This is a genomic window from uncultured Bacteroides sp. (genome assembly GCF_902472605.1).
Classification (GTDB): domain Bacteria; phylum Bacteroidota; class Bacteroidia; order Bacteroidales; family Bacteroidaceae; genus Phocaeicola.
In genome coordinates this window covers 17,136-41,241 of sequence record NZ_CABROP010000030.1, presented here as the reverse complement: position 1 = coordinate 41,241, position 24,106 = coordinate 17,136, and the positions used below count along the sequence as shown (strand labels likewise).

The 24,106-nt window shown below is 42.8% G+C and carries 18 protein-coding genes and 1 tRNA gene; 8 read left to right on the top strand and 11 right to left on the bottom strand.

Going from position 1 to position 24,106, the window contains the following annotated elements; all coding sequences use genetic code 11:
* The first annotated feature begins 193 nt into the window (after positions 1 to 193).
* The 3 genes from RDP42_RS08475 to RDP42_RS08465 are packed head-to-tail and all read left to right on the top strand — an operon-like array spanning position 194 to position 1,831.
* Positions 194 to 1,141: an SPFH domain-containing protein gene (locus RDP42_RS08475; protein WP_308763323.1), complete on the top strand. Its 948-nt coding sequence runs from the start codon at positions 194 to 196 to the stop codon at positions 1,139 to 1,141.
* Positions 1,142 to 1,179: 38 nt separating this feature from the next.
* Positions 1,180 to 1,383, top strand: a complete 204-nt coding sequence (locus RDP42_RS08470) for an Arc family DNA-binding protein (protein WP_308763322.1) — start codon at positions 1,180 to 1,182, stop codon at positions 1,381 to 1,383.
* Entirely contained in the window at positions 1,376 to 1,831 is a 456-nt protein-coding gene (locus RDP42_RS08465; protein ID WP_308763321.1) for a hypothetical protein, read from the top strand. The genes RDP42_RS08470 and RDP42_RS08465 overlap by 8 nt, the downstream gene beginning before the upstream one ends.
* A gap of 173 nt (positions 1,832 to 2,004) precedes the next feature.
* Here RDP42_RS08465 and RDP42_RS08460 read toward each other — a convergent pair.
* Together RDP42_RS08460 and aroB are read right to left on the bottom strand one after the other, a co-directional pair.
* Positions 2,005 to 2,079, bottom strand: a tRNA-Pro gene (locus tag RDP42_RS08460).
* A 119-nt stretch (positions 2,080 to 2,198) separates the two neighbouring features.
* A complete protein-coding gene (aroB, locus tag RDP42_RS08455) occupies positions 2,199 to 3,260 on the bottom strand; it encodes a 3-dehydroquinate synthase (protein WP_303915177.1) in 1,062 nt (353 codons plus the stop codon).
* A 100-nt stretch (positions 3,261 to 3,360) separates the two neighbouring features.
* On the opposite strand from aroB, the gene RDP42_RS08450 reads away from it, so the two are divergent.
* The 3 genes from RDP42_RS08450 (at position 3,361) to cls (ending at position 8,287) form a co-directional block, all read left to right on the top strand.
* A complete protein-coding gene (locus RDP42_RS08450) occupies positions 3,361 to 3,768 on the top strand; it encodes a hypothetical protein (RefSeq protein ID WP_308763320.1) in 408 nt (135 codons plus the stop codon).
* A gap of 85 nt (positions 3,769 to 3,853) precedes the next feature.
* Complete coding sequence (locus RDP42_RS08445; protein WP_308763319.1) at positions 3,854 to 6,751, top strand: TonB-dependent receptor; 2,898 nt, start codon at positions 3,854 to 3,856, stop codon at positions 6,749 to 6,751.
* Between the two features lie 102 nt (positions 6,752 to 6,853).
* On the top strand, positions 6,854 to 8,287 hold the full coding sequence (gene cls / locus RDP42_RS08440) for a cardiolipin synthase (RefSeq protein ID WP_308763318.1): 1,434 nt from the start codon (positions 6,854 to 6,856) through the stop codon (positions 8,285 to 8,287).
* Here the strand turns inward: cls and RDP42_RS08435 are convergent.
* Genes RDP42_RS08435 through RDP42_RS08425 form a run of 3 tightly spaced genes read right to left on the bottom strand, consistent with a single transcriptional unit; the run spans position 8,247 to position 10,318 of the window.
* Positions 8,247 to 8,813: an RsmD family RNA methyltransferase gene (locus RDP42_RS08435; RefSeq protein ID WP_303915165.1), complete on the bottom strand. Its 567-nt coding sequence runs from the start codon at positions 8,811 to 8,813 to the stop codon at positions 8,247 to 8,249. The two genes, cls and RDP42_RS08435, sit on opposite strands and share 41 nt — an antisense overlap.
* A complete protein-coding gene (locus RDP42_RS08430; RefSeq protein WP_308763317.1) occupies positions 8,804 to 9,628 on the bottom strand; it encodes a DUF3822 family protein in 825 nt (274 codons plus the stop codon). The genes RDP42_RS08435 and RDP42_RS08430 overlap by 10 nt, the downstream gene beginning before the upstream one ends.
* A gap of 3 nt (positions 9,629 to 9,631) precedes the next feature.
* A complete protein-coding gene (locus tag RDP42_RS08425; protein ID WP_204475444.1) occupies positions 9,632 to 10,318 on the bottom strand; it encodes a hypothetical protein in 687 nt (228 codons plus the stop codon).
* 93 nt (positions 10,319 to 10,411) lie between these two features.
* On the opposite strand from RDP42_RS08425, the gene RDP42_RS08420 reads away from it, so the two are divergent.
* Positions 10,412 to 11,833 (top strand): AAA family ATPase, encoded by a 1,422-nt coding sequence (locus RDP42_RS08420; protein ID WP_308763316.1) that lies wholly within the window; start codon positions 10,412 to 10,414, stop codon positions 11,831 to 11,833.
* 65 nt (positions 11,834 to 11,898) lie between these two features.
* Here the strand turns inward: RDP42_RS08420 and kbl are convergent, their stop codons facing one another.
* The gene (gene kbl / locus RDP42_RS08415; protein WP_308763315.1) at positions 11,899 to 13,089 is read right to left on the bottom strand and encodes a glycine C-acetyltransferase; all 1,191 of its coding nucleotides are present in this window, start codon (positions 13,087 to 13,089) and stop codon (positions 11,899 to 11,901) included.
* Positions 13,090 to 13,220: 131 nt separating this feature from the next.
* On the opposite strand from kbl, the gene RDP42_RS08410 reads away from it, so the two are divergent.
* Positions 13,221 to 14,174, top strand: a complete 954-nt coding sequence (locus RDP42_RS08410) for an NAD-dependent epimerase/dehydratase family protein (RefSeq protein WP_308763314.1) — start codon at positions 13,221 to 13,223, stop codon at positions 14,172 to 14,174.
* 76 nt (positions 14,175 to 14,250) lie between these two features.
* Here RDP42_RS08410 and RDP42_RS08405 read toward each other — a convergent pair whose 3' ends face one another.
* From RDP42_RS08405 to RDP42_RS08385, 5 genes are all read right to left on the bottom strand, one after another.
* The gene (locus RDP42_RS08405; RefSeq protein ID WP_308763313.1) at positions 14,251 to 15,771 is read right to left on the bottom strand and encodes a right-handed parallel beta-helix repeat-containing protein; all 1,521 of its coding nucleotides are present in this window, start codon (positions 15,769 to 15,771) and stop codon (positions 14,251 to 14,253) included.
* 77 nt (positions 15,772 to 15,848) lie between these two features.
* On the bottom strand, positions 15,849 to 17,492 hold the full coding sequence (locus RDP42_RS08400; protein ID WP_308763312.1) for a RagB/SusD family nutrient uptake outer membrane protein: 1,644 nt from the start codon (positions 17,490 to 17,492) through the stop codon (positions 15,849 to 15,851).
* 37 nt (positions 17,493 to 17,529) lie between these two features.
* Entirely contained in the window at positions 17,530 to 20,541 is a 3,012-nt protein-coding gene (locus RDP42_RS08395; RefSeq protein WP_308763311.1) for a TonB-dependent receptor, read from the bottom strand.
* Between the two features lie 155 nt (positions 20,542 to 20,696).
* Positions 20,697 to 23,363 carry a response regulator gene (locus RDP42_RS08390; RefSeq protein ID WP_308763310.1) on the bottom strand — a complete coding sequence of 889 codons (2,667 nt, stop codon included), beginning with the start codon at positions 23,361 to 23,363 and terminating at the stop codon, positions 20,697 to 20,699.
* A complete protein-coding gene (locus RDP42_RS08385) occupies positions 23,347 to 24,096 on the bottom strand; it encodes a two-component regulator propeller domain-containing protein (RefSeq protein WP_308763309.1) in 750 nt (249 codons plus the stop codon). The genes RDP42_RS08390 and RDP42_RS08385 overlap by 17 nt, the downstream gene beginning before the upstream one ends.
* Positions 24,097 to 24,106 lie beyond the last annotated feature (10 nt).

The window sequence follows — 24,106 nt, the reverse complement described above, 5'->3', positions numbered from 1 at the left end:
GGGAAAGTCGGGGCGTTGTCATAAAAAAAGAGGGTATGCATTTTGACACACCCTCCTTTTCATATTTGGATGAGCCAACATTCACGGTTATAGATTGTTAAAGATAAGAAACAATAAGCTTCGGCATTTGGATTTTTACTTGAAGGATAATATATTTGTGATATCAAAATAATACCACTTAAATCTGATGGATATGGAAACGAAGGAAGTAAAATTCAGTGGCTTCAAGATGAACGGCTTTTTAGCTCTTTTCTTATTTTTATTTGTATGGGCAGGATTGACTGCATGGTGTTTTACCGTAGGAGAAACTCTTTTTTATGCATTGGGAGGAGTGATGGTGCTATTGTGGATCATTTTAAACTGCGGGTATATGCAGTTGGAGCCCAACGAAGCACGCGCCATGGTCTTTTTTGGAAAATATAAAGGCACATTTAAAGAAACAGGATTCTTTTGGGTGAATCCGTTCATGGACAAAAAGAAGCTGTCACTTCGTGCCCGTAACCTGGATGTGGAACCTATAAAGGTGAATGACAAGATTGGTAATCCTATTTTAATTGGGCTGGTATTGGTGTGGCGGTTGAAAGACACCTATAAAGCCATGTTTGAGATTGATGCACAGACCATGGCCAGTACGGGAGACGGGAAGTCGGCCAATGTGGGAAGTGCGGTGGCCAACCGTATGAATGCCTTTGAGAACTTTGTGAAGATACAGAGTGATGCAGCCTTGCGTCAGGTGGCTGGACAGTATGCGTATGATGATAATGAAACAGCAACCAATGAGTTGACACTTCGCTCGGGAGGGGAGGAAATCAATGAGCAGTTGGAGCAGAAGTTGAATGAACGTCTGGCAATGGCTGGCATGGAAGTGCTGGAGGCCCGCATCAATTATCTGGCCTACGCTCCGGAAATTGCAGCGGTCATGCTTCGGCGCCAGCAGGCTTCGGCTATCATCAGTGCCCGTGAGAAAATCGTAGAAGGAGCCGTTTCAATGGTTCACATGGCACTGGACAAATTGTCGAAAGAGGAGATTGTGGAGTTGGACGAAGAAAAGAAAGCCGCTATGGTAAGCAATTTGCTTGTGGTACTCTGTGCGGATGAGGCTGCCCAGCCGGTGTTGAACACAGGTACACTGAATCATTAAAAATTTGGTCGTTTAATTTTAAGTGAGGATAGATAATAGTGCCCAAAAAAGAAAATACAACCAAGAGCTTTGTGCTGCGGGTAGACGCTGCCACGATGGATGCGATAGAGAAGTGGGCAGCTGATGAATTCCGCAGTACCAATGGCCAATTGCAGTGGATTATCAATGAGGCCTTGCGTAAAAGCGGGAGATTGAAGAAAAGTAACCGGAAAAAATTAGAGGGAGAAGAAGCTGATGATTAATTTGGGATTTTATTCAGGGAGCGGTCGTGATGTCCGGTATCAGCGGAGCATGTTCGACTATTTGCTGACAGGAATCGCTTTTCTGCCGGTATTGGCGGGTTGGATATATATACTGTACCGAAGTGAACAGACAGGTGGACTGTTTTTTCAGGAAAACGGTGCGGCAGGTTTTGTGATGTTGCTTTTATTTTTAGTGCTGGGTTGTAGTATGTTTGTACCCGCCCGATACTATAGATTTGCCTTTCGGGTAACAGAGGCAAATGTGGGACGGCAATATGTGTTGGCTATCCGGTTATGCCAATTTTGGAATGTGGCAATTGGCTGTCTGAATTTAGGGAAGTTGCTTGCTAAGACCTGTGAGAATGCAATTTATATCTCTGTGTTCGGTGTGGTACTGATGGCCTTTACGTTTGTGGTTTATTCTGTATTGGCTTATAAAATGCGTTGAGGGGAAGGAAAGTATATTCCCCTTCCCTAAATAGGTGGTGGCTTTTGGGTCTTGTTGGTTTACTTCTTGGTTTACTTTTGGGTTTAATTTGCTCGATTAAACCGTCACTTACAGCGATATGCCTAAAAACAAAAAAGCATCAATAATCATCAGATTATCAATGCTTTTTCCAGTCGGGGTGACTGGATTCGAACCAGCGACCACACGCCCCCCAGACGCGTACTCTAACCGGGCTGAGCTACACCCCGAATTGCGGATGCAAAGGTAGTGCTTTATTCGGAATAAGCAAACTTTTTCCGCAATTATTTCGTCCAATTTTAAAATTCAATTTGACTGTCAGGAAAAGGCCCGTTGGGTTACAAGGGGCCTATCCCATCGTTTCGCGATAAAAATCCAGCAGTTCGTAGATTTCTTCCTGTGAGGCGGTCTGATTAATTCGGATATCCCCAATTCCTCCCAGCAGGGTAAAGTTGATTACACCGGAAGCTACATTTTTCTTGTCATGCTTCATCAGGTCGTAGAGAGTATCATAATCATCGCAGGTGAAGTACAGGTTGCCATAGTTTTCTTTGATGAACTGGATGGTAGTGCGCAATGCTTCTTTGGGAAAGCCACAACGGAGGTGGGAAAGATAGAGTTCGCAAACCATTCCCCAGGCTACGGCATAACCATGAAGCACTGGATGTTCCGTCTTTAAGGAAAAGCTTTCGAAAGCATGCCCGATGGTATGTCCGAAATTCAAAGCTTTCCGTATGTTTTGTTCGTAAGGGTCTTTTTCCACGATGTCTTCTTTCACCTGTACGGACTCTCCGATGAGATTTTGCAGTTGGGAGTAGTCGATGTGGTTCAAGTCGAATTTGAGCAATTCGCTCCAGTGTGCCTGGTTACTGATGAGGCCATGTTTCAGCATTTCCCCGTAACCGGAAAGCAGATTCTGTGGGTCAAGAGTTTTCAGAAATTCGCTGTCAATCAATACTTGGTCGGCAGGGTAGAAAGAGCCGATTTCATTCTTCAGGTCGTTGAAGTTGATGCCCGTCTTGCCGCCTACGGCTGCATCGACCATGGAGAGCAGGGTGGTCGGGATATTGATGCAGGCAATGCCCCGCTTGAAAGTGGCTGCGGCAAAGCCTCCTAAGTCGGTCACCATTCCGCCTCCCAGGTTAATCAGGAGAGTATGGCGTGTGGCTCCTCGGCTGCTGAGCTGGTTCCATACGTAGGCCAGCGTTTCTAAATTTTTATGTATATCTTCCGGACCGATGACAATCTGTTCAGCCTCTTTCAGGCAGGGAATGTCTTGCAGTAAGGGAAGGCAGAAACGGCAGGTATGTTCATCGGTAAGGATAAAGATCTTGTCGTATGAATGGGCGGATATCTTCTGGCTGAGTTCCGCGGTGAAATTTTGGCAAATGATAACTTCCTGTTTGCTCATAAGTGTATTTGTTTTAGCCGCAAATTTAGAAAAAAAGTTAGAAGATGTCGGATATTGCCTTACAATTAAGTATTTTTGTGCCAATAAAATAAATTAAGTTATGAAAGGAATTTTACCGGCTTCGTGCCGTTTGTTAGGGTATGTATTGCTGTTGCTGGCGGTATTTGTACCTTTATTGATGTATATGTTCGGGCAGGTGGACGACGGAAATCTGCTGTATGTGAAAATGGGAATGAAACTGGTGATTTGGATTTCACTATTTATGATTTTCCTGGCCCGGATGAAAGATGAGGAAGAGGAGGGAGCTTCTATTCGCCGGAAGGCGATGGTGATTTCGCTTTATTTGTGGGGGATTTATTATGTAGTGATGCTGGTGAAGTCGGCGTACGACGGGAATTTGCAGGAAGCAGATAATTCCGTGGGTATTGTATATATGGTAATCAATGTGTTTTGCAAGGAATTCTTGATGCAGAAAGCGAGAATAGAGAAGAATTTCAGACGAAAATAAATAAAAAAAGAAGATAGAGGGTTAAACCTTTTTCCATGATGATTGTCAAAGGTACAATTAATCAATGGAAGAAAAAGGAAAGGCAATGAAAAGATTTTTATTGGGATTGCTGCTGATGGTTGGGGTAGCCATCTCTGCTTTTGCACAAAGCGGGGGCAGCCGAGGTTCCGTTTCTGGAACGGTGATAGACAAGGGAGACAATTCGCCTGTGATTCAGGCTACAGTGCAACTCCTTTCAGTGAAGGACAGCTCGATGGTAGTGGGAAATGTGACGGACTTGAACGGTCATTTTTCTTTATCAGTACGTCCAGGTAAGTATTTGTTGAAAATTTCATACATTGGTTATTCGCCTTATTTCAAGCAAGTAGTTCTGTCCAGGAACAATCTGAGAGCGAATGTAGGTAAAGTACCATTGGAGGCGGATGCCATTATGTTGGCAGAGGCGGTGGTAGTGGCAGAAGCTCCGGAAGTGACGGCTGCAGAAGACACGTTGGTGTATAACAGTTCTGCATACCGTGTGCCGGAGGGCTCAGCTTTGGAGGAACTGGTGAAGAAACTGCCGGGAGCCGAGGTAGACGAGAGCGGAAAGATTACCATCAATGGTAAGGAAATCAAGAAAATCATGATTGACGGAAAAGAATTCTTTGCAGACGATCCGAATATCGCCATGAAGAATCTGCCGGTGAATATCATTGATAAGGTACGTGCATACGACAAACAGTCAGATTTGGCTCGGGTGACAGGTATTGATGATGGAGAGGAAGAAACCGTGCTCGACTTGAGTGTGAAACCGGGAATGAACAAAGGCTGGTTTGGTAATGTGGACTTAGCCGCCGGAACAAAGGACCGTTATAGTGGCAAGGTGATGTTGAACCGTTTTGTGGGGAACAATCAGTTTACTGTCATCGGTTCTATGAACAATGTGAACGACAATGGTTATCCCGGTGGTGGAGGTGGTTTCCGCTGGGGTGGACAAAATGGATTGACCAGTATCAAGATGGGTGGTTTTAACTTTAGCACTCAGAGTGAAAAACTGGAAACTGGTGGTAGTGTAAATTATAATTATAAGGATGCAGATATTATTAGCAAGCAGGCTTCGGAAACATTCGTTTCTTCTGCAAGTAGTTCGTTCAAGAACGCGCTGACGTCTAACCGGAACAAAACTACTTCGTTGACGGCTGATTTCCGCATTGAGTGGAAACCGGATACCATGACCACGGTAATCGTTCGTCCGCGTCTGACTTACGGAAAAGACAATAATGGAAGTGGCACCCATTCATATACCTTCAATCAGGATCCGGGATATTCTACCGATGAGATTCTGAATGCAGGGGATAACTTGTCTGATCTGATTCCAGAAGAGAATATCGTCAATACGATTCTCCGTAACAGCCTGCAAAAGGGTAGCGATTTTAATGTGGGAGGTTCGGCCATGATTAACCGTCGCTTAGGAAAGGCAGGTCGTAACATTACTTTCCGTGGTACTTATAATTATACGAACAGCTCGAGCGAACAGTTTTCTGAATCTAAAACAGACTATTTCCAGAAAACGGAAGCGGATCTTACGGAAAAAGACCTGGAGGAGGTTTTGAACCGTTATATCACCACTCCGACTTTGAACTACAATTACGGTGCACGCTTTACGTATAGTGAACCTATTTTCAAGGGTGGTTTCCTGCAGTTCAGCTATAATTTCCAGTACAAGCGTTCGAAGAGTGACAATTCAACTTATACGATGCCTGAAGACTGGGTTATTAGCCAGGGATTCGGGGGTGATTACATGGGAGAACTGGATACGCAGAATAGTAAGAGTGCCCAGTATACTTATTATAACCATCAGGCAGATATTTCATTGCGATGGATTCGTGAAAAGATGCGTTTGAATGTCGGAGCTTCTTTCCAGCCGCAGAAATCAAAATTGACTTACAAGAAGGATCAGTTGGATACCGCTACAGTGCGTCGCGTCTTCAACTTTACTCCGACCTTTGATTTCCGCTATAATTTTTCGAAGACGAGCCAGTTGCGAATCAACTACCGTGGAAGAAGCTCTCAGCCGAGTATGACCGACTTGCTTCCGATTGAAGATACTACCGACCCGTTGAATATCCGTCGAGGAAATCCGGGGTTGAAGCCGGCATTTACAAACACTTTCATGGCTTTCTATAATACTTTCAATACGAAAACGCAGCGGGGTATTATGACGCATTTCCGCTTTGAGAATGTGATGAACAGTATCAGTAACCGAAGTATTTATGACCAGTCGACTGGTGGAACGATTACCCAGCCGGACAACATTAACGGGAACTGGAATTTGTTTGGTATTTTAGGGTCGAATACGGCTTTGAGAAACAAGAAATATACCATCAATACGTTTACCATGGCTCGCTATAACAACATTGTAAGTTATATGAGCGACATGCAGTCGCAGGGCCTTTCAGACAAGAACAAGACTCGTCAGTTGTCATTGAGTGAACGTTTGAGAGGTACTTACCGGAATGACTGGTGGGAATTTTCATTGAATGGTTCTCTGGCTTACACTCACTCACGAAACAGCTTCAAGGAAGAAAACAACATGGATACTTACCAGTTCTCTTATGGGGCCAGTACGAATGTCCGCTTGCCGTGGAACATGTCGCTTGCTACTGATATTTCACAGAACTCACGTCGTGGATATGCAGATGCAAGTATGAACCGTGATGAATTGATTTGGAACGCACAGATTTCGCAGGATTTCCTGAAGGGTAATGCTGCTACGGTCAGCATCCAGTTCTATGATATCTTGCGTAATCAGAGTAATATCAGCCGTGTCATCAGTGCCGCTATGCGAAGTGATACAGAATACAATGCCATTTACAGTTACTGTATGATTCACTTTATTTACCGCCTGAATCTGTTTGGCGGTAAAGGGGCCGGTCCTCGTATGGGAGGTCCTGGAGGCCCTGGATTTGGTCCTGGAGGAGGACATGGACCGCGTAGATTCTGATGTCAGGAGATAAGAAGTACCGCAAAAGTTGTATCCGACTTTTGCGGTATTTTTTTTGCCTTTATCTAAATATCTTGTATTTTTGTTGGAAACCAAAGTTTGATGGATGTAGCAGTCTGGAATAGTATCTTTGTGGCCGCAGCCTATTTCCTCTATTTTGCAGTGATACTGACGACCATCTTTGTCGTGATTCTTGATAACCGTAGCCCGGTAAAGACCATGGCATGGATTTTGGTACTTTTCTTTCTTCCACTTGCTGGATTGATTCTCTATTTGTTTTTTGGAAGGAGTACGCGAAAGGAACGGTTGATAAGCCGGAAAGGATATGCACGTTTAAGTAAGCGCCCCATGGCAGCCTATCAGGCACAGTTATCGGTAGGAGGTGAACATGGGAAGCAGCGGCTGATGGATTTTTTCAATCGGGTCAATAATGCCTTGCCTTTTGCCGGAAATAAGGTAACGGTGTACACGGATGCAGTATCTATGTTGTCTGATTTGTTGAAGGCCATTCACCAGGCACAACATCACATTCACATGGAATTTTATATTTTTGAAGACGATGCAGTGGGCAGATTGGTTCGTGATGCCTTAATCGACCGTGCTCGTGCGGGAATAAAGATACGGGTTCTGTACGATGATGTGGGCTGCTGGAAAGTCCCGCATGATTTCTATGAGCAGATGCTTTGCGAGGGTATTGAAGCACTCTCGTTCTTGAAGGTCCGCTTCCCTCAGTTTACCAGTAAGGTGAACTATCGGAATCATCGGAAGATTGTGGTGGTGGATGGGAACGTAGGTTTTATCGGAGGCATGAATCTGGCTGAACGTTATGTAAAGGGATTGGGAAAAGGAGTGTGGAGAGATACACATGTACGATTGGAGGGAAAGGCTGTATATGGACTTCAGACAGCTTTCCTGACCGACTGGTATGCCATTGACCGTACCTTACTGACATCTGAAGCTTATTTCCCGAAGATTCCAGTTCAGGGCAGGGTATTGGCGCAGATTGTGACTTCCGACCCAGTGGGAGAGTGGCGTGACATCATGCAAGGATTGATGATGGCAATCTGTGGTGCCAGAAGATATTTCTATGTGCAGACCCCTTATTTTCTACCGAGTGAGGAGATTATGGCGGCTTTGCAGACGGCGGCCTTGGCAGGCGTGGATGTGCGGATTATGTTACCTAAGAGAGGGGATTCGTGGTTAATTCACAAAGGGTCGTTGTCTTATTTGTCGGAAATGATGAAGGCTGGTGTCAAGATTTATTTGTATAAGAAAGGTTTCCTGCATTCCAAACTCATGGTATGTGATGATGTACTTTCCACGGTAGGGTCAACCAATATGGACTTTCGCAGCTTTGAACATAATTTTGAAGCCAATGCCTTCTTTTATGATAAAGAGACGGCACTGGCTTTACGTGAGATTTTCCTGGCTGATCAGAAGGATTGCATCTTACTTTCGGCCAGAGTTTGGGAAAAGCGTTCCTGGGAAAATAAGGTTACAGAGTCGGTTGTTCGTCTGTTTGCTCCTTTGCTCTGAAAAACGAGAAATTGACGCTACCGTAGTGACGGTGCTCAAAGAAGCAGGGATGTTGTTCAAAACTGAGATTCTTGCCATGCTCCAACACAAAAATTCCTTCAGGTTTCAGCAGGTTGTACTGAAAAATCAGGTCAGGAATGCGGGCCAGGTTCTCCAGGGCATACGGAGGGTCGGCAAAGATAAAGTCGAACTGCATGCCGCATTTCTCAATGTATTTGAATACATCGGCTCTTAACGGAAGGCATTTGTCTGTCTTGACTTCTTTCATGACCTTGCTGATAAAGGCGTGATGCTGTGGGTCTTTTTCCACAGATATCACTTGGTCACAGCCCCTGGATACCAGTTCGATGCTGATGCTTCCGGTTCCGGAAAACAGGTCAAGGGCAGTCACTCCGTCTTCAAAATCAATGTAGTTGTTGAGTACGTTGAACAGGTTCTCTTTGGCAAAGTCCGTGGTCGGGCGTGCCTTGAATGTATGAGGGACGTCGAAACGTCTTCGTTTGTATATTCCGCTTATTACTCGCATGAAGTTAAAGATAGCATGTCAAATGGAATCTGCTTGATGTGGCTGAGGGGCAAATCGTTGAATTCCATTTGTGGATTAATGATATAAAGTTTTCGTATGTATTTCCGTAACACAGGAAGTAATTCTTCCCACTGGGCTGCTTGTGTATTGCTGTGGATGTATAAAGCATCTTTTTCCTGGTCAAATCCGGCTTGTTGCCACACATTGAGCAAATAGTAGCATGAGTCGTGTAGACTGGAAGTTGGATATGAGTTCAGTAAGGTCAGTTTTTCTTTTTCAAATCCAATCACTTCCATGCTTTCCGGGTGGAGAATGGCAAACAATTTCCGTCCTTCATTCTGCTTGCATTTATGTGAGAAGAATTCCGTGAGCGGACTGACGGAAGCAAACAGGCGTGCGTTGGGAAAATGTTCTGTCAGGAATAAGTGGGTCAGCTTATCCAGCCCGAAAAGAATCACCACATTGCTCTTGCCTAAGATATTGCAGAGTATCACCTCATTGCTTTGGGTGGGAAGATTCTGATAGAATAAAAGTTCGGTCTGTTCGTCTTCATATAATTCCAACGGAACAGTCGTGTAGCGTGAGGTATGGATCAGGATATTGACTTGCTTGAAAGGGTGTTTCAATTCTTCTGTTTCTGTCAGATAGGCTTTCACATTGGCCGCCATAGAACGTTGTGTATTGACAGGTGAAGAACTGAAATAGGCTTCACTCTCGTACAGAGGGTGATAGATAGAAAAAGAAAATCCATCCGTACTAAGACGGATGGATAATATATATTGCTCTGATTTATTAAAATCAATGGGTTGGGCCATAAATTATTCCCAGTTTCCAGCGTTGTTATTCGGCTGTTCGATGTCACCAACTTTCAGACCGCAGTATTTACCCAGTTTAGTCTGCATATCTTTCAAGTTAATCAGTTCCTGTTCGTTCAGACCTTTCAGATATACATCGTAAGAAACCTGTGCCTGGAACAAGTTCAAAGGAGCACCAGATTTAGTAGTGTCCTGACGGACAGCCATTTCAAATTTAGCACCGTTTCCATAAGGAACATAAGCCAAAGAGTCAGGATTGAATCCTTTTTCAAAGATTGTATCCATTACGGCTACCCACATGGTATCACGACGGAAGTTCTGCAGACCTTCTTTTTCTACTTCACTCCAGTTACCAGTCTTTTTGGCTTTATTAATCAATTCCATGGCTTTCTTTTCAGTCATACCATTGTTCAGCTGGTCATCAGTCAATGAACCCACTTTCATGATGAACGGAAGTTTTGCAGTCTTAACGAAAGCAATCAAGCTATCGAAGTTAGCTGTATAGGCTCCATTGTGAACTGAACGATATTCCTGCTGAGCTTTACGGATATCAATCAGACGAGCAATAATTGCTTTTTCTCTGACTTTCTTTTCATTGTCGAAATTGATAGGGCCCATAATACTGCCGTAGCATATATATACCAAGCAGATAACACAGATGGCCAACACAAGATTAATAACTGTTTTCATGATAATATTGTTTTTTTAGTTTATATTCGTAGCGCAAAAATAAATAATTTACTTGAACCACGTCAATCTTAGGTAAACTTTTTATACGGCTTTATGTTAAATAATGATTTATCGCAGCAAATTAAGCGAAATTTTTCCTATAAACCAACAGAAGAGCAGGAAAATGCGGTGAAAAGTTTTGCAGATTTTATGTTATCAGCTTCTGAAGATGCTGTTTTTCTGATGAAAGGGTATGCGGGGACGGGTAAGACCACATTGACGGCCGCGTTGGTACAGACGCTCGATCAGCTGCAGTGGAAAACAGTGTTGCTGGCTCCCACAGGAAGGGCTGCGAAAGTATTCTCTTCTTATGCGGGGCATCCGGCTTATACGATACATAAGAAGATATACCGCCAAAAGGTGTTTTCCAACGAAACCGATAACTTTGTAGCCAACCAGAACCTGCATCGTCATACGTTGTTTGTGGTAGACGAGGCTTCCATGATTTCGAATGAAGGGCTGTCTGGAGGGCATTTTGGCAGTGGCCGTTTGCTGGATGACTTGGTGCAGTATGTATATAATGGTATGGGATGCCACCTGATGCTGGTGGGGGATACAGCACAGCTGCCTCCGATAGGGGAGGAAGAAAGTCCGGCTCTTTCAGCAGCTATGTTGCAGGGATATGGATTGGATGTGACTGAATGTGTACTTACAGAGGTGGTGCGTCAGAGAGAGGCATCGGGTATCTTATGGAACGCGACTGCGTTGCGGGCACATATCGTGGAAGAGGATTTCTTTGAGTATCCGCGCATTCGTTTCAATGGATTTCCGGATATTTGCCGTGTACCGGGGGATGAATTGATTGAAGCCATCAATGATTGTTATGATCATGTCGGTCTGGATGAAACCATTATTATTTGTCGTTCCAACAAACGCGCTTCCTTGTATAATAAAGGAATACGAAACAGTATTTTGTTTCGGGAGGATGAGTTGAATGGGGGAGATGTGTTGATGATTGCAAAGAATAATTATTTCTGGGGAACCGATTGTAAGGAATTTGATTTTATTGCCAATGGCGATGTGGCAGTGGTACGACGGGTACGTCGTATTCGAGAGATGTATGGATTCCGTTTTGCCGATGTGTTGCTGTCCTTTCCTGATTATGGAGACTTGGAGCTGGAAACGAAAATCTTGTTGGATACGTTGCATTCAGAATCTCCTTCTCTTTCGAAAGAAGAAAACGACCGGTTATTTTATACTATCCTGGAAGATTATGCTGATTTGCCAACGAAGCGGGAACGGATGAAAAAAATGAAAGAAGATCCTTATTATAATGCGTTGCAGGTGAAGTATGCGTACGCTGTGACCTGTCATAAAGCTCAAGGTGGGCAATGGAAACGGGTGTTTCTGGATCAGGGATATCTGACGGAAGGGATGCTTTCACCCGATTATTTCCGCTGGCTTTATACCGCTTTTACTCGGGCGACTGAGAAATTGTATTTAGTGAACTGGCCGGCAGCTCAAATTGAAGAATAGGAAAGGCTGTCCTTTCATTCTGAGAAAAGACAGCCTTTCGAAAGTGTGATTTTTTAAGTAAAAGGTTATTTAATGACGTTCAGTTCTTTTCCTACTTTGATGAAGGCTTGGATGGCCTTGTCCAAGTGGCATTGTTCATGACCGGCAGAAAGCTGTACACGGATACGGGCTTGTCCTTTCGGTACTACCGGATAATAGAATCCAGTGACAAAGATGCCTTCATCCTGCATGCGGGCTGCAAATTCTTGTGAAAGTTTGGCATCGTACAGCATAACTGCGCAAATGGCACTCTGTGTAGGTTTAATATCGAAGCCTGCTGCAATCATCTTGTCACGGAAGTAGTTGACATTGGCTATCAGCTTATCGTGCAAAGCGTTGCTTTCTTTCAGGATACGGAACATTTCCAAGCTTGCTCCTACGATGGCTGGAGCCACAGAGTTGGAGAACAAGTAAGGGCGAGAGCGTTGACGTAACATGTCGATGATTTCTTTCTTTCCGGTAGTGAATCCACCCATGGCACCACCAAAAGCTTTTCCAAGGGTACCGGTGAAGATATCAATTTTGTCGTACACATTGAACTGTTCTGCCACACCGTGTCCCGTAGGCCCTACGACACCTGCTGAATGAGATTCATCCACCATAACCAGTGCATTGTATTTCTCTGCCAGTTCGCAAATCTTGTCCATCGGGGCTACGTTGCCGTCCATGGAGAATACGCCGTCGGTAGCGATGATGCGGTGGCGTTGTGCTTGTGCTTCCTGCAGGCAACGTTCCAAGTCGGCCATGTCGGCATTGGCGTAGCGGTAGCGTTTGGCTTTGCACAAGCGTACGCCATCGATAATGGAAGCATGGTTCAGTGCATCAGAGATAATGGCATCTTCTTCTGTGAAAAGCGGTTCGAACAGACCTCCGTTGGCGTCAAAGCAGGCGGCATATAAAATGGTATCTTCTGTGTGGAAATAGTCGGAAATAGCTGCTTCCAACTGTTTGTGAAGGTCTTGTGTACCACAGATGAAGCGTACAGACGACATACCATATCCGTGAGTATCCATTGCTTTCTTGGCAGCTTCAATCAGACGTTTGTTGTCGGAAAGTCCCAAGTAGTTGTTGGCGCAAAAATTAAGTACTTCCTCTCCTGCATTTACTTTGATGTCTGCACGTTGTGGAGTGGTAATAATGCGTTCATTCTTGTATAAGCCGGCAGCTTCAATGTCGGCAAGTTCCTTTTTCAGGAAGTCTCTAAAATTGGTATACATATATTGATATTAAGGTTTTACTAATGCAAAGATGCAATTTTTTTATTTAGAAAAAAAGAAGATGGGTATTTTTATTTTATCTATAATAAGTTTTGTATATTTGCCATGTAATTTTAAAATCTAACATGTAGATGAAAAACATTTTAATAATTGGGTCTACCGGACAAATTGGTTCGGAACTTACCATGCTTTTGAGAAAGAATTATACAGGTAATGTAGTAGCTGGATATATTCCTGGAGCTGAACCTAAAGGCGAGTTGAAGGAATCTGGTCCTTCAGCCATTGTGGATATAACCAATTCGCAGCAAATAGCCGATGCGGTAACGAAATATCAGGTGGATACCATCTATAATCTGGCGGCCTTGCTTTCAGCCGTAGCTGAAAACAAACCTCAGCTGGCTTGGAAAATCGGATTGGGCGGTCTGTTCAATACGTTGGAAGTGGCTCGTGAAAAGAATTGTGCCGTCTTTACGCCGAGTTCTATCGGTTCGTTTGGTCCCGGAACTCCGAAAGACAAGACCCCTCAGGACACCATACAGCGCCCTAAGACTATGTATGGTGTGACAAAAGTTTCTGGAGAATTGCTGAGTGACTATTATTTCACCCGTTTTGGAGTGGATACTCGTTCGGTTCGTTTTCCGGGATTGATTTCTTATGTGACTCCTCCGGGAGGTGGAACTACTGACTATGCGGTAGATATTTATTATTCGGCGGCTAAGGGAGAGAAGTTCGTTTGTCCGATAGCGGCAGGTACTTATATGGATATGATGTACATGCCGGACGCATTGCGGGCGGCTATTGAGATTATGGAGGCGGATCCGGCCAGACTGGTGCATCGTAACTCATTTAATATTGCTTCCATGAGCTTTGAGCCAGAAACAATTTATCAGAATATCCGGAAATATGTCCCCGACTTTGAAATGGAGTATCAGGTAGATCCTTTGCGCCAGGCTATTGCCGATTCATGGCCTAATTCTTTGGATGATACTTGTGCCCGTGAGGAATGGGACTGGAAGCCTGAATATGACTTGGAGGCGATGACTAAGGATATGCTGGCCAAGTTGAAACAGCGTTTCGCTTATTGATGCTTCCTGCGACGTGAAACGATTAATCCCCTCATTCTTTCGTTTATAAATAAAAAGAATGAGGGGATTATTTATTTTAGTTCTTAATAAATAGTGTATTGAAAAAAGTTTCAATGGATGTAGGCTTCACGTAATGGAGTGTATGTCCTTTTATGGTTATAGAATCCATAAGAGTGTATAAGCCTTTATGTCCGTCAGCAGATAGATTCAGGATTTTTTCTTTGTATATGTTTTCAATTTCTGGGCTGTAAGTATTTCCCGGTAGATTCTTGAATTCACCTATATAGGCATTTTGTTCGAATATATTGTGGGTGGAAGACGTGAAGTCAAAACGGCTGGGTTCTGCTGCGTAGAAGATATTCTGTCGGAAGCAGGTACTGTCCGCATATCCTTCCCATGAATCGGAGGTTATCATGGTTCGGTCTGTGACGATATCGGGCTTAGGGTTAGCATGTACGATGTTTCGCTCAATTAAGGTTCTTTTGACAGGTCCAGCTATGTGAATGCTGGGTGAAAACATTCCTTGTCTGGTCTTTTTAGGACGTATGCCATCGCCAATGCTTATGTTATACCGGACAATGCTGCCAATATTCCCACAGCTGTAATCTTCAGCATCTCCATTATTACATATTAGGACCATTCCTCCATAATTGTCGTGACTGTAGTTGTATTGTATGAGTGTGTTCTGGCAATTATAGTCGGAATCGAATCCTTGTGCATCCCAAGGTGCTTTGTGATGACATACCTCATTGTATTGTATGATGGTGTTGTCACAACTCCATGGCCAGATACCGGCCGCTGCTTCTGTCATGGGAAGGGTATCAGGAGAGTTGCACATTAGGTTGTATTCTATCAGAGTACTGTCGCATCCGATAGGGACGATGCCATCACCTGGGACTTCTTCAATAAGATTGTTACGGATGATAGTATGGGTGTTGGGATACCAGTTTTTCCGGTCATAATATCCATCCCAGATCATGGCATTGCGTGCACAACGTAGAATGTGGCAGTTCTCAATAGTCAGGCTGTCGAAACGTGAACGGATACTGTCACCGCCGTTGACAATCAGAATTCCACTACCGCCTCCTTCTTCTTTGACGAGAGAGCCGTTGACATCCCGTACGGTAATATTATTAATTCTAATGTTATGTGATACACCATAATCTACGCATTCTACTTTTAATCCTGTACGTCCAGCCAATGCTTTTTCTCCTGTATTGATTATCTCCAGGTTTTGGATAGTCAGATAATCTGCATTGGAGATACATACAGCGTACATGGAAGAGTCATTTCCTATGATACGAGGGTTTTGTTTTCCTTCACCATAAGCGTCAATGACGACAGGGGTTTGAGCATTTCCTTTCCCGGTTATTCTCAGTTCTCCCCTGAAAGTTTCTCCACGTTTGAATAATAATTTGGCTCCTTTTTCCAAAGAAAGATTTTCTATTCGTTTCAATGTCTTCCATGCATGATCTGCAGAAAGTCCGGAATTCGTATCGTCTCCATTTGTGGCATCCAAATAATATATGGGAGGAACAGAAGTACATCCGACTATACATAGGGATGCAATTATAAATAGATTTTTGATTATTTTCATAGATTGTATTAGATTGAGAGAAATAAAAAAAGTCACAGGAAAAGTGCTATTTACCTGTGACTTTTATTTAAAATAATTTATTTCAAGTTTCCGTTCAGATCAGCATCAAATGAAGGAATTGTAGCATAGTTGCGCGAATCATCCCAGCTTCCTTTCACTTCCACACCTTCTGTCAAAGATACGCCTGGAGCGACTTCTACTGGAGTATTTGCCTGGCGTGAAGCAAATGTGTTTTTGAGGTCATCCATACGGAGCTGGTCATTGGCCCGAACTACGAGGGCTACATAATATCCTGTAACTTCATATCCGTGTTCTTTTAAGCATTTGTTTGCAAATGTTGTCGGGTCATTGGCATAATTTTCTGCTTTGTCCATTCCTTCACCGTATGCGCGGTCCAGAACTTTCTGTAAACATTGCTTGGCTTCTTCATTTACGGAGCCGCTACGTGCTTGTGCTTCAGCATACCATAGCAGAACTTCACTGTATGAAACCAAATATAATGTTTGGCTACAGATACCGTTGTTCATTGTGTACTCCCGGTCATTATAGTCATTCATTGCGCTACCATCTGTACCTCCTCCATATAGTAAGGTGCGGAACATCGGATGACATTCACTGAGAATGAATGTACCTTTATCATCTTTCTGATACCAATCAATCAGCTTATCTTTATAGGTGTTCTTTTCAACCAAGATCTTACCTCCGTCACTTCCATAAATAGCATCTTTTCGAGGTCCTTCTGGCATTTCTTTCCAATATTTGATTTCTCCTACGGCATCGCCCCATCCGCCGTTGGTGACAGATTCGTATGCCTGACAAACAGAGTTCCAAGAGTCTAATCCCGACCATCCCCATGGGTTGTCTTTGTTGAATTTGACAGCTACTACACCTTCTTGTGAGTAGGGGTTGGATACATACATGAACCGGTCTTTGTAGTTAGGTTCCAGTTTGTAATAGTAGTTGCTATTGTTCACACCATCTATTACAGCTTTAGCCATTTGGGCTGCTTTGCTATAGTAAGAGGTTTCATTCAGTGGGTAGCCCGCCCGAGCCATATAAACGGCGGCCAATACCGCTTGTGCAGCACCTTTGTTTATATAGTTGTTCAGTCCGTCTGCAACCCGTGGAGAAGAGGTATAGGCATAAGGTAAAATACGTTCAGCCTCTTCCAGGTCGCTGCATATTTGAGCATAAATCTGTGCTATTGTAGATCTTTTGACATTGAAATCCAAATCCGTGGTAAGAATCAAAGGAATTTCTCCGTACCAGCGTACCAGTTTAAAGTAAGCTACAGCTCTCCAAAAGAGTGCTTGTCCTTTTCCAATATTAATTTCGTCTTCAGTTGTAGGAACTTTTTCTACGTTATTAACAATAAAGTTGGCAGCTTTTATGATTGCATAGTTGGTGTTCCATGCACTCTTTGAATCGGCATTGTTATCATTCACTTTGTAGCTGTCGAATTCCCGATATACATCTTTGTTTCCACTTGTGAGTGCGGTCAAGTCGTCTCCCATCCAGTTAGGAGATAAGGTATGTGTACCGTTAATGGAATATTGCACTTGGGCATATAGTACGTTGATGGCACCATCCAGGTCGTTTTGTGAGGTAAAGTAATTTTCGGGTACCATTTGTCCCTTCGGGTCTTCGGTCAGGAAGTCACTGCAAGAGGTCATGGCCACTGCACAAGCCATTAATGCGCTTATAAATATCTTTGTTTTCATGATAATCGATTTATTAAAAGTTCTATGCTTTGTGATATTAGAAATTCATCTTTACACCAAAGGTAAAAGTTCTAGGAGTAGGATAACCACCTATATCTACACCGCTGCTCACATCCACACTCTTTGAAGAGTCGTCTGTAAAGGCTGAGGCTGTAGGATCCATACCTTTATATTTGGTAATGGTAAACAGATTCTGGCAGCTGACAGACAAGCGGATGTCTGCAAATTTAGTCTTAGATTTTGGGAAAGTATATCCAATACTTAAGTTTGCCAAACGTACATAGCTGGCATTTTCTACCCATTGAGTTGAGTTTGCATAGTTAGTACCTCCGTTCAGTAAGGATGCAAATTTGGCATTGTTCGGATTGACATCCCAGTTATATTCGTATGCTTCTTTTGTGTTGATGAAGGAAGCATCCGAGATGGAAGTAGACATGGCGTAGCGTACCAGATTCAGACGGTCCATTCCAAAGGCTCCTGTCAGGAACATGCTTAAATCCCAGTTCTTATAGTTTACTGTATTGTTCCATCCAAAGGTGAAGTTCGGATTTGCGTTACCGATTACGGTACGGTCGCCAGCATCGATACTTCCGTTATTGTTCAAATCTGCATATACGTTTTTACCATCTTTGCTGATTCCTTCCCATATATATCCATAGAAAGAACCAATGCTGTAGCCTGGCATGACGATAGTAGATTCATCGGCCATCTTGTCTGCCGGAGTTTTTCCGTAAATATATTCATTAGTTCCTAAGCTTTTTACTTCATTCTTCAGGTAGGTACCTGTCAAAGTGGAGTTCCATTGCCAGTCTTTTGTCTGAACAAGGCGGGCATTGATAGAGAAGTCGATACCTTTGTTGTCAATACGTCCTACATTTGCAAGGTAATTGCCACCTCCATTATATCCAGGAATAGGTTCCTGCATCAAGCAGTCGACTGTACGTTTGTAGAAATAGTCGAATGAGAATGACAAGCGCTGGTTCCATACAGCAAATTCCAGTCCCAAGTCAAATTGTTTGGTCTTTTCCCAGGTCACATCAGGGGTTGGCAGTGATGTAGGCCAATAGCCATAATACAATTGAGAAGAAGTTCCATAGTTGGTATAAGCTTGTCCTAACAATCCAAGAGTAGAGTATGAACTGATACCTTGATTACCAATTACACCATAGCTGGCACGTAGCTTCATGTTTTGTAAGGCCTTAAAGTCTTGCAGGAAAGGTTCATTACTGATATCCCATGCTACTGCGATAGACGGGAAGTACCCCCATTTATCTGTGCTGAATTTGGACGAACCATCGGCACGGAATGTAGCTGTCAAGGTATATCGGTCGTTGTAGTTATAAATAACACGTCCTACGCCAGATAACAAAGTTTCTCTTGAGTAACTGTTTCCTAATGTTTTTGTGCTTGCCATGTTTACATTCCACCATCCTACGGCTTCTGTTGAAAGATTGTTTCCACCGATATTCATGTTACGATATTCAGTAGAAGTAGCTTCCCATACAGCCGTAGCAGTCAGGTTGTGCTTGCCGAACTTTTTCATGTAAGTGAAATTATTCGTTGATTGCAGCATCATCCGGAAGGCATCGCTGTTTCCCATACTGCTGATGGCTGTGGGACCCGATTTAGCAGAAGAGAAAGAATAAGATTTGTTATCTTGGTAATCGAAAGCGTTTGTGGTCGTAAATGTCAATCCGTCGATAATCTTGAATCGCAGAGACAGGTTACCGGTGGCCGCATAAGTACGCAGTTCATTGTCTGTGGCCTCGATGGCTGCCAGCGGGTTACCTCCAGTTGTGTTTTTACCTACATTATATTTTCCATCTTCAGTGAACATGTCCATGGTTGGGTCATAATTCAATGAATTGAATATCGGATTTCCTTTACTGGCAATGTAGGTGTTTCCGTTTCTTACGCCATGAGTGAATTGTATGTCGGTGGTAACTGTCAGCCATTTTGTTACGTCTGAATTTAAGTTGACACGTGCGGAGTATCGTTCATTGTCGGAATAACGCAGTACACCTTGCTCGTTCACATAGTTTGCAGAAACGTAATACTGTGTTTTCTCACTACCTCCTGAAAGGGCCAGTTTGTAGTTCTGTACCAAGCCGGAACGGAACATTTCATCCTGCCAGTTTATCCCTTTCTTTCCTGTCTTGAGGGCTTCCAGTTCGCTGTCAGAGTAACCGTTTCCTGGGTACCAGAAATTATATGCTTCAGCATATTCGTACGGGCTGAGCATATCATAGTGTTTATATACGTTAGATACTCCTACTGATGCATCAAATGTAATTTGAGTTTGTCCGGCCACACCTGTCTTTGTTGTAACCAACACGACTCCATTGGCACCTCGAGAACCGTATATAGCAGTAGAGGAGGCATCTTTTAAAACCTGAATAGATTTGATATCGTCAGTGTTTAATCCGCTTAGACCTCCTTCACGAACGATACCATCCACTACATATAGAGGTTCATTACTGAGGTTTACAGAGTTGGCTCCACGGACGCGGATTCGGATGTCTCCACCGGGTACTCCACTATTTTCTACCTGCACGCCGGAAACACGGCCTTGGAGAGCTTCGGAGATACGGGTTACAGGCTGGTCCTTGAATGACTTGTTGTCCATGACAGCCACGGAACCTGCCAAGTCGGCTTTACGGACGGTTCCGTATCCTACTACGACAACTTCGTCTAGTGTTTCAGTATCTTCTTTTAAGGTGAGCTTCAGTGATAATCCATTGCGGTCAACTTTTACTTCCTGGCTTTTATAACCTATATAAGATATGTTTAATGTGGCTCCTGCATTGACTTCGAGTACGAATTTTCCATCAAGGTCTGTGATTGTTCCATTGGATGTGCCTTTTTCCACAATACTGGCTCCAATAACTGGTTCTCCATTCGTGTCAGTGACAACTCCAGAAACTTTGTAGGCGTTGTTTTGTTGAATACCGGTTGTTTCGTTGGTAATGTTAGCTTCAATGTGGGTAGAATAGGATATGAGCAGTCCTAAAGCTAACATTTTACTTACATTTAGTTTTCTACGTTTCATAATATTAATGTTTAAGTTTGCTTTCTTTAATTGAGCATGCTCAAAGTTAGTTTTATGAAGACGATGGGGTGGTGAAAAAATAGCAGAAAAGGATAAAAACTAAAATTTCCTCCTTTTCTGCTATTTTTTCCTCCATTTCCGGTGTGGCTAATTCTTTATTCGTTGTCGTTTTCCTTATTTGTGGTATATTCTTTAGGTAAAAAACCAAATTTTTTCTTGAAGCATTGGCTAAAGTATTTAGGGTCATTGAAGCCTACCGAATAGGCCAGTTCGGAAACTCGTATTTTTTTCTTTTCTTCCAATAGGCGGAATGCAGCTTGCAGGCGTATGCTTGATATGAATGCCAGCGGTGTCATATCGGTCAGTTGTTTCAGCTTTTCATTTAATGTACTTCTTGACATTTGCATTTCCTTGACAAATGTCAAGGTATCGAAATCCACATCGCTTAAATGTGCATTTACACATTCGACTGCTTTCTTTAGAAATTCTTCATCTTGACTTGTATAATCCACATGCTTGGCCTCGAAAATCAGTTGCTTTTTGGAATTACCGTTGTGAGATTCACTTTTCTTCAGCAGGTTATCTATTTTGGCAAGTAAGACTGAAATATTCAAAGGCTTACATATATATCCGTCAGCTCCCGCTTCGTATCCTTCTATTCTGTCCATATCGCTGGTTTTAGCGGTTAACAGGATGACTGGAATATGTTTTGTTTCGAATTTCTCTTTTATTTTCTTGCATAGCTCAAATCCGTTCATTCCTGGCATCATGACGTCAGACACGATTATATCTATATTTTTGTCTTCCAGTTGGAGCAAAGCTGTTTCGCCGCAAGAAGCCTCTGTAAGGTCAAAATGATCTGTAAGGATACGTCGCATTACATTCCGTAGGTCATCATTGTCTTCCACCAATAATAAGGACGGTTTTTCTTTATTGGCGTTATGTGCCGGAAATGTTTGGATAGCATTAGCAGATGAATGGTCTGTTGTTTCCTGTGGTATGTTTGATTCTATGGTTTCATGACTTTCGTTTTCTTCGTCAATTTCTTCTTTGCTATATGCCTCTTTGTTTATGGGTATTAATACGGTGAATGTGTTTCCGTTTTCTTTGTCACTTTCTACTTTGATTTGTCCGTGGTGCAAAAGAGTGAGGTCTTTGGTTAAAGACAATCCTATTCCTGTTCCAATGGTATGGAATTTACGATACTCTCCTTCATAAAATCTTTCAAACAAATGTTTCAGTTTACTTTCAGGTATTGGTTCTCCTGGGTTGCTGATACTTATCTGGAAAAGATTTTGTTCGCGATGATAAGCTTGGGTTATAGTAATTGTCTTATTTTCTGTAGTATATTTGGCAGCATTGGATAAAAGGTTGTAGATGATTTTATCTAATTTGTCATGGTCAAAATACCCTTGATATTCTGTCTCCATATTTTGGAATACGAAGTGTATGTTTTTTTTTCGGACCAGTGGAGTAAAAGCCTGTGCGGAGTGTTGAAGGAAGCTGGTCAGGTTTCCGTAAGAAACTTTCAGTTTCTGACGTCCGTTTTCCACTTTCCGGAATTCCAGTATTTGCTGTATTAATCGTTTTAGCCGCAATAGGTTATCTTCTATTTCCGGTAGTGAGTTTCGGGTTTCTGGAAAATGTATTTTTATTTCATCAATTGAAGCAGATATGATAGATAATGGGGTAAGCAACTCATGGGTGATATTGGTGAAGAATTGTAGTTTGCTGTGATTGATTTCTTCGTTTTTCTGCCGTTGTATATTGGCCAACTCTACCATTTGTTGCAGGTGGATTCTTTTACGTATGATTCTGTAGGTATACCATACCAATAAGGAGAGTAAAATGGCATAGATGCAATAAGCCCACCAAGTTAACCAAGGAGGAGGCAAAATGGTAATGGTTACAGAACGTACGTTGTTCGACCATAATCCATTGGGATTACTTCCTTTTACATAGAAAGTATAAGTACCTGCAGGAAGGTTATTATAAAATGCAGCTGGTTGATAACCTTCTGTAGAAATCCATTGATTATCATATCCTTCTAATTTGTATTCATATTTATTCAGTATGGGGTTGATATAGTTTAATACTGAAAATCCGATACTGAAATTATTCTGTTTGTATGAGAGAGTGATATGTTGTGTATATTCCAAGGATGAATCCATTATTTTTTGTAGTTCTGTGTCTGTCATGTGTGAAATGGATGTGTTGTATATTTTCAGGTCGGTTAATACCACAGGATATGAAACTGTATCATAATTGATTCCTTCCGGGAAGAAACTGTTTATGCCATGTACCCCTCCGAAATACAGTTTGCCATCTTCACCTTTTGCACAAGCATTTCGATTGAAGATGTAGTCTTGCAGTCCGTCTTCGGTAGTGAATACTTGTATGTTTTTTTCTTTTTTCGTTTTATCAATATGAATCATTTCAGAAGTCATGGTAACCCATAGCCCTTTCAGGTTATCTTCAAGTATGCAAGATACTACTTCTCCTTTTTTCATTGTATTGGGCAATGCATTCTGAAAACAATCTTTGTGAGCATTGTAAACATTTAGTCCTTTCCCGTTGGTGCCTGCCCAAATGGTATTCTCACTGTCAATGTACAATGCCATAGCTCCCACTGCCTCTGCGTTTCCTAAATTGATGCTGTATTGTTTGGTTACAAATTTATGGTTCTTAGGAGTGATTTTCCAGATACCTGAATTAGGGGTTGCAGCCCAGATATTGCCGTCTTTGTCTTCTTGTAAGCGGAAAATAGATTCTTTGGGTGGGATATATGCATTGTTTTCTATCAAGTCATTCAGTGCGTACATTTTTCTTTGGGGGGGTGAGTAAAAAGATGCCACTGCGCGTGCCTAACCATATATTCCTTTTGTTGTCCTCCAGTACGGAATAGATACACACGTCCGTCAGTTGTGGATAGGAGTCTATATTTATCTCCTCTACCTTTTTCCCATCAAGAATCCAGAGCCCGTCATCCCATGTGGCAAAGCAGTATTCTCCTTTTTCTTTAAGACGGATGATTTCGTTGACGGTGGATACAGGAGGTAAATTCCTGAATGCCGGCATTTGATTATATGGAATAACCTCATGGCTTTGATTGTTGTATTTTACGAATCCGAACCCCATGATACTGATCCAGATCCAGTTTTTGTCAATGGGGCAAATGGCCCGCACTGACGCACTGGGAAAGATGTCACGTATGCTTCTGAGTGAGTTCAGACTGAATCTCCGGGTGTTTGTATTTGCTACCCGGATTCCCCCGCCGAGCATCCCTACCCACATTAGTCCGTCGGCGCTGGAAAGTAATGCATCTACTTCATTGAAAGGGAGGTGTCCGCTTTTGTCGCTTGGATAGTAATTGGTAAACATCCCGTTTTCCGATTCCATGATACTGAGTGCACTTCGAGAGCCAATCCAGAGTTTTCCGGTGTTTCTGTCTTGAGTGATGGCATAGATGATGTTATCGGCGATGCTTGAAGGGTTGTTTTCATCATGCGTGTACCGGACAAATCCATAATGTTGCATGTCGTATGGATTCTGCATTTTTAATAAA

Excerpts from the sequence above, each read along its gene's own strand:
- RDP42_RS08390 (WP_308763310.1), bottom strand. The coding sequence starts at position 23,363 with ATGTACGCACTGAATGACTTGATAGAAAACAATGCATATATCCCACCC.
- aroB (WP_303915177.1), bottom strand. The coding sequence starts at position 3,260 with ATGAGCAAACAGGAAGTTATCATTTGCCAAAATTTCACCGCGGAACTC.
- RDP42_RS08420 (WP_308763316.1), top strand. The coding sequence starts at position 10,412 with ATGTTAAATAATGATTTATCGCAGCAAATTAAGCGAAATTTTTCCTAT.
- cls (WP_308763318.1), top strand. The coding sequence starts at position 6,854 with ATGGATGTAGCAGTCTGGAATAGTATCTTTGTGGCCGCAGCCTATTTC.
- RDP42_RS08465 (WP_308763321.1), top strand. The coding sequence starts at position 1,376 with ATGATTAATTTGGGATTTTATTCAGGGAGCGGTCGTGATGTCCGGTAT.
- RDP42_RS08405 (WP_308763313.1), bottom strand. The coding sequence starts at position 15,771 with ATGAAAATAATCAAAAATCTATTTATAATTGCATCCCTATGTATAGTC.
- RDP42_RS08400 (WP_308763312.1), bottom strand. The coding sequence starts at position 17,492 with ATGAAAACAAAGATATTTATAAGCGCATTAATGGCTTGTGCAGTGGCC.
- RDP42_RS08475 (WP_308763323.1), top strand. The coding sequence starts at position 194 with ATGGAAACGAAGGAAGTAAAATTCAGTGGCTTCAAGATGAACGGCTTT.
- RDP42_RS08425 (WP_204475444.1), bottom strand. The coding sequence starts at position 10,318 with ATGAAAACAGTTATTAATCTTGTGTTGGCCATCTGTGTTATCTGCTTG.
- RDP42_RS08385 (WP_308763309.1), bottom strand. The coding sequence starts at position 24,096 with ATGCAGAATCCATACGACATGCAACATTATGGATTTGTCCGGTACACG.
- kbl (WP_308763315.1), bottom strand. The coding sequence starts at position 13,089 with ATGTATACCAATTTTAGAGACTTCCTGAAAAAGGAACTTGCCGACATT.
- RDP42_RS08410 (WP_308763314.1), top strand. The coding sequence starts at position 13,221 with ATGAAAAACATTTTAATAATTGGGTCTACCGGACAAATTGGTTCGGAA.
- RDP42_RS08445 (WP_308763319.1), top strand. The coding sequence starts at position 3,854 with ATGAAAAGATTTTTATTGGGATTGCTGCTGATGGTTGGGGTAGCCATC.
- RDP42_RS08430 (WP_308763317.1), bottom strand. The coding sequence starts at position 9,628 with ATGGCCCAACCCATTGATTTTAATAAATCAGAGCAATATATATTATCC.
- RDP42_RS08450 (WP_308763320.1), top strand. The coding sequence starts at position 3,361 with ATGAAAGGAATTTTACCGGCTTCGTGCCGTTTGTTAGGGTATGTATTG.
- RDP42_RS08435 (WP_303915165.1), bottom strand. The coding sequence starts at position 8,813 with ATGCGAGTAATAAGCGGAATATACAAACGAAGACGTTTCGACGTCCCT.
- RDP42_RS08395 (WP_308763311.1), bottom strand. The coding sequence starts at position 20,541 with ATGAAACGTAGAAAACTAAATGTAAGTAAAATGTTAGCTTTAGGACTG.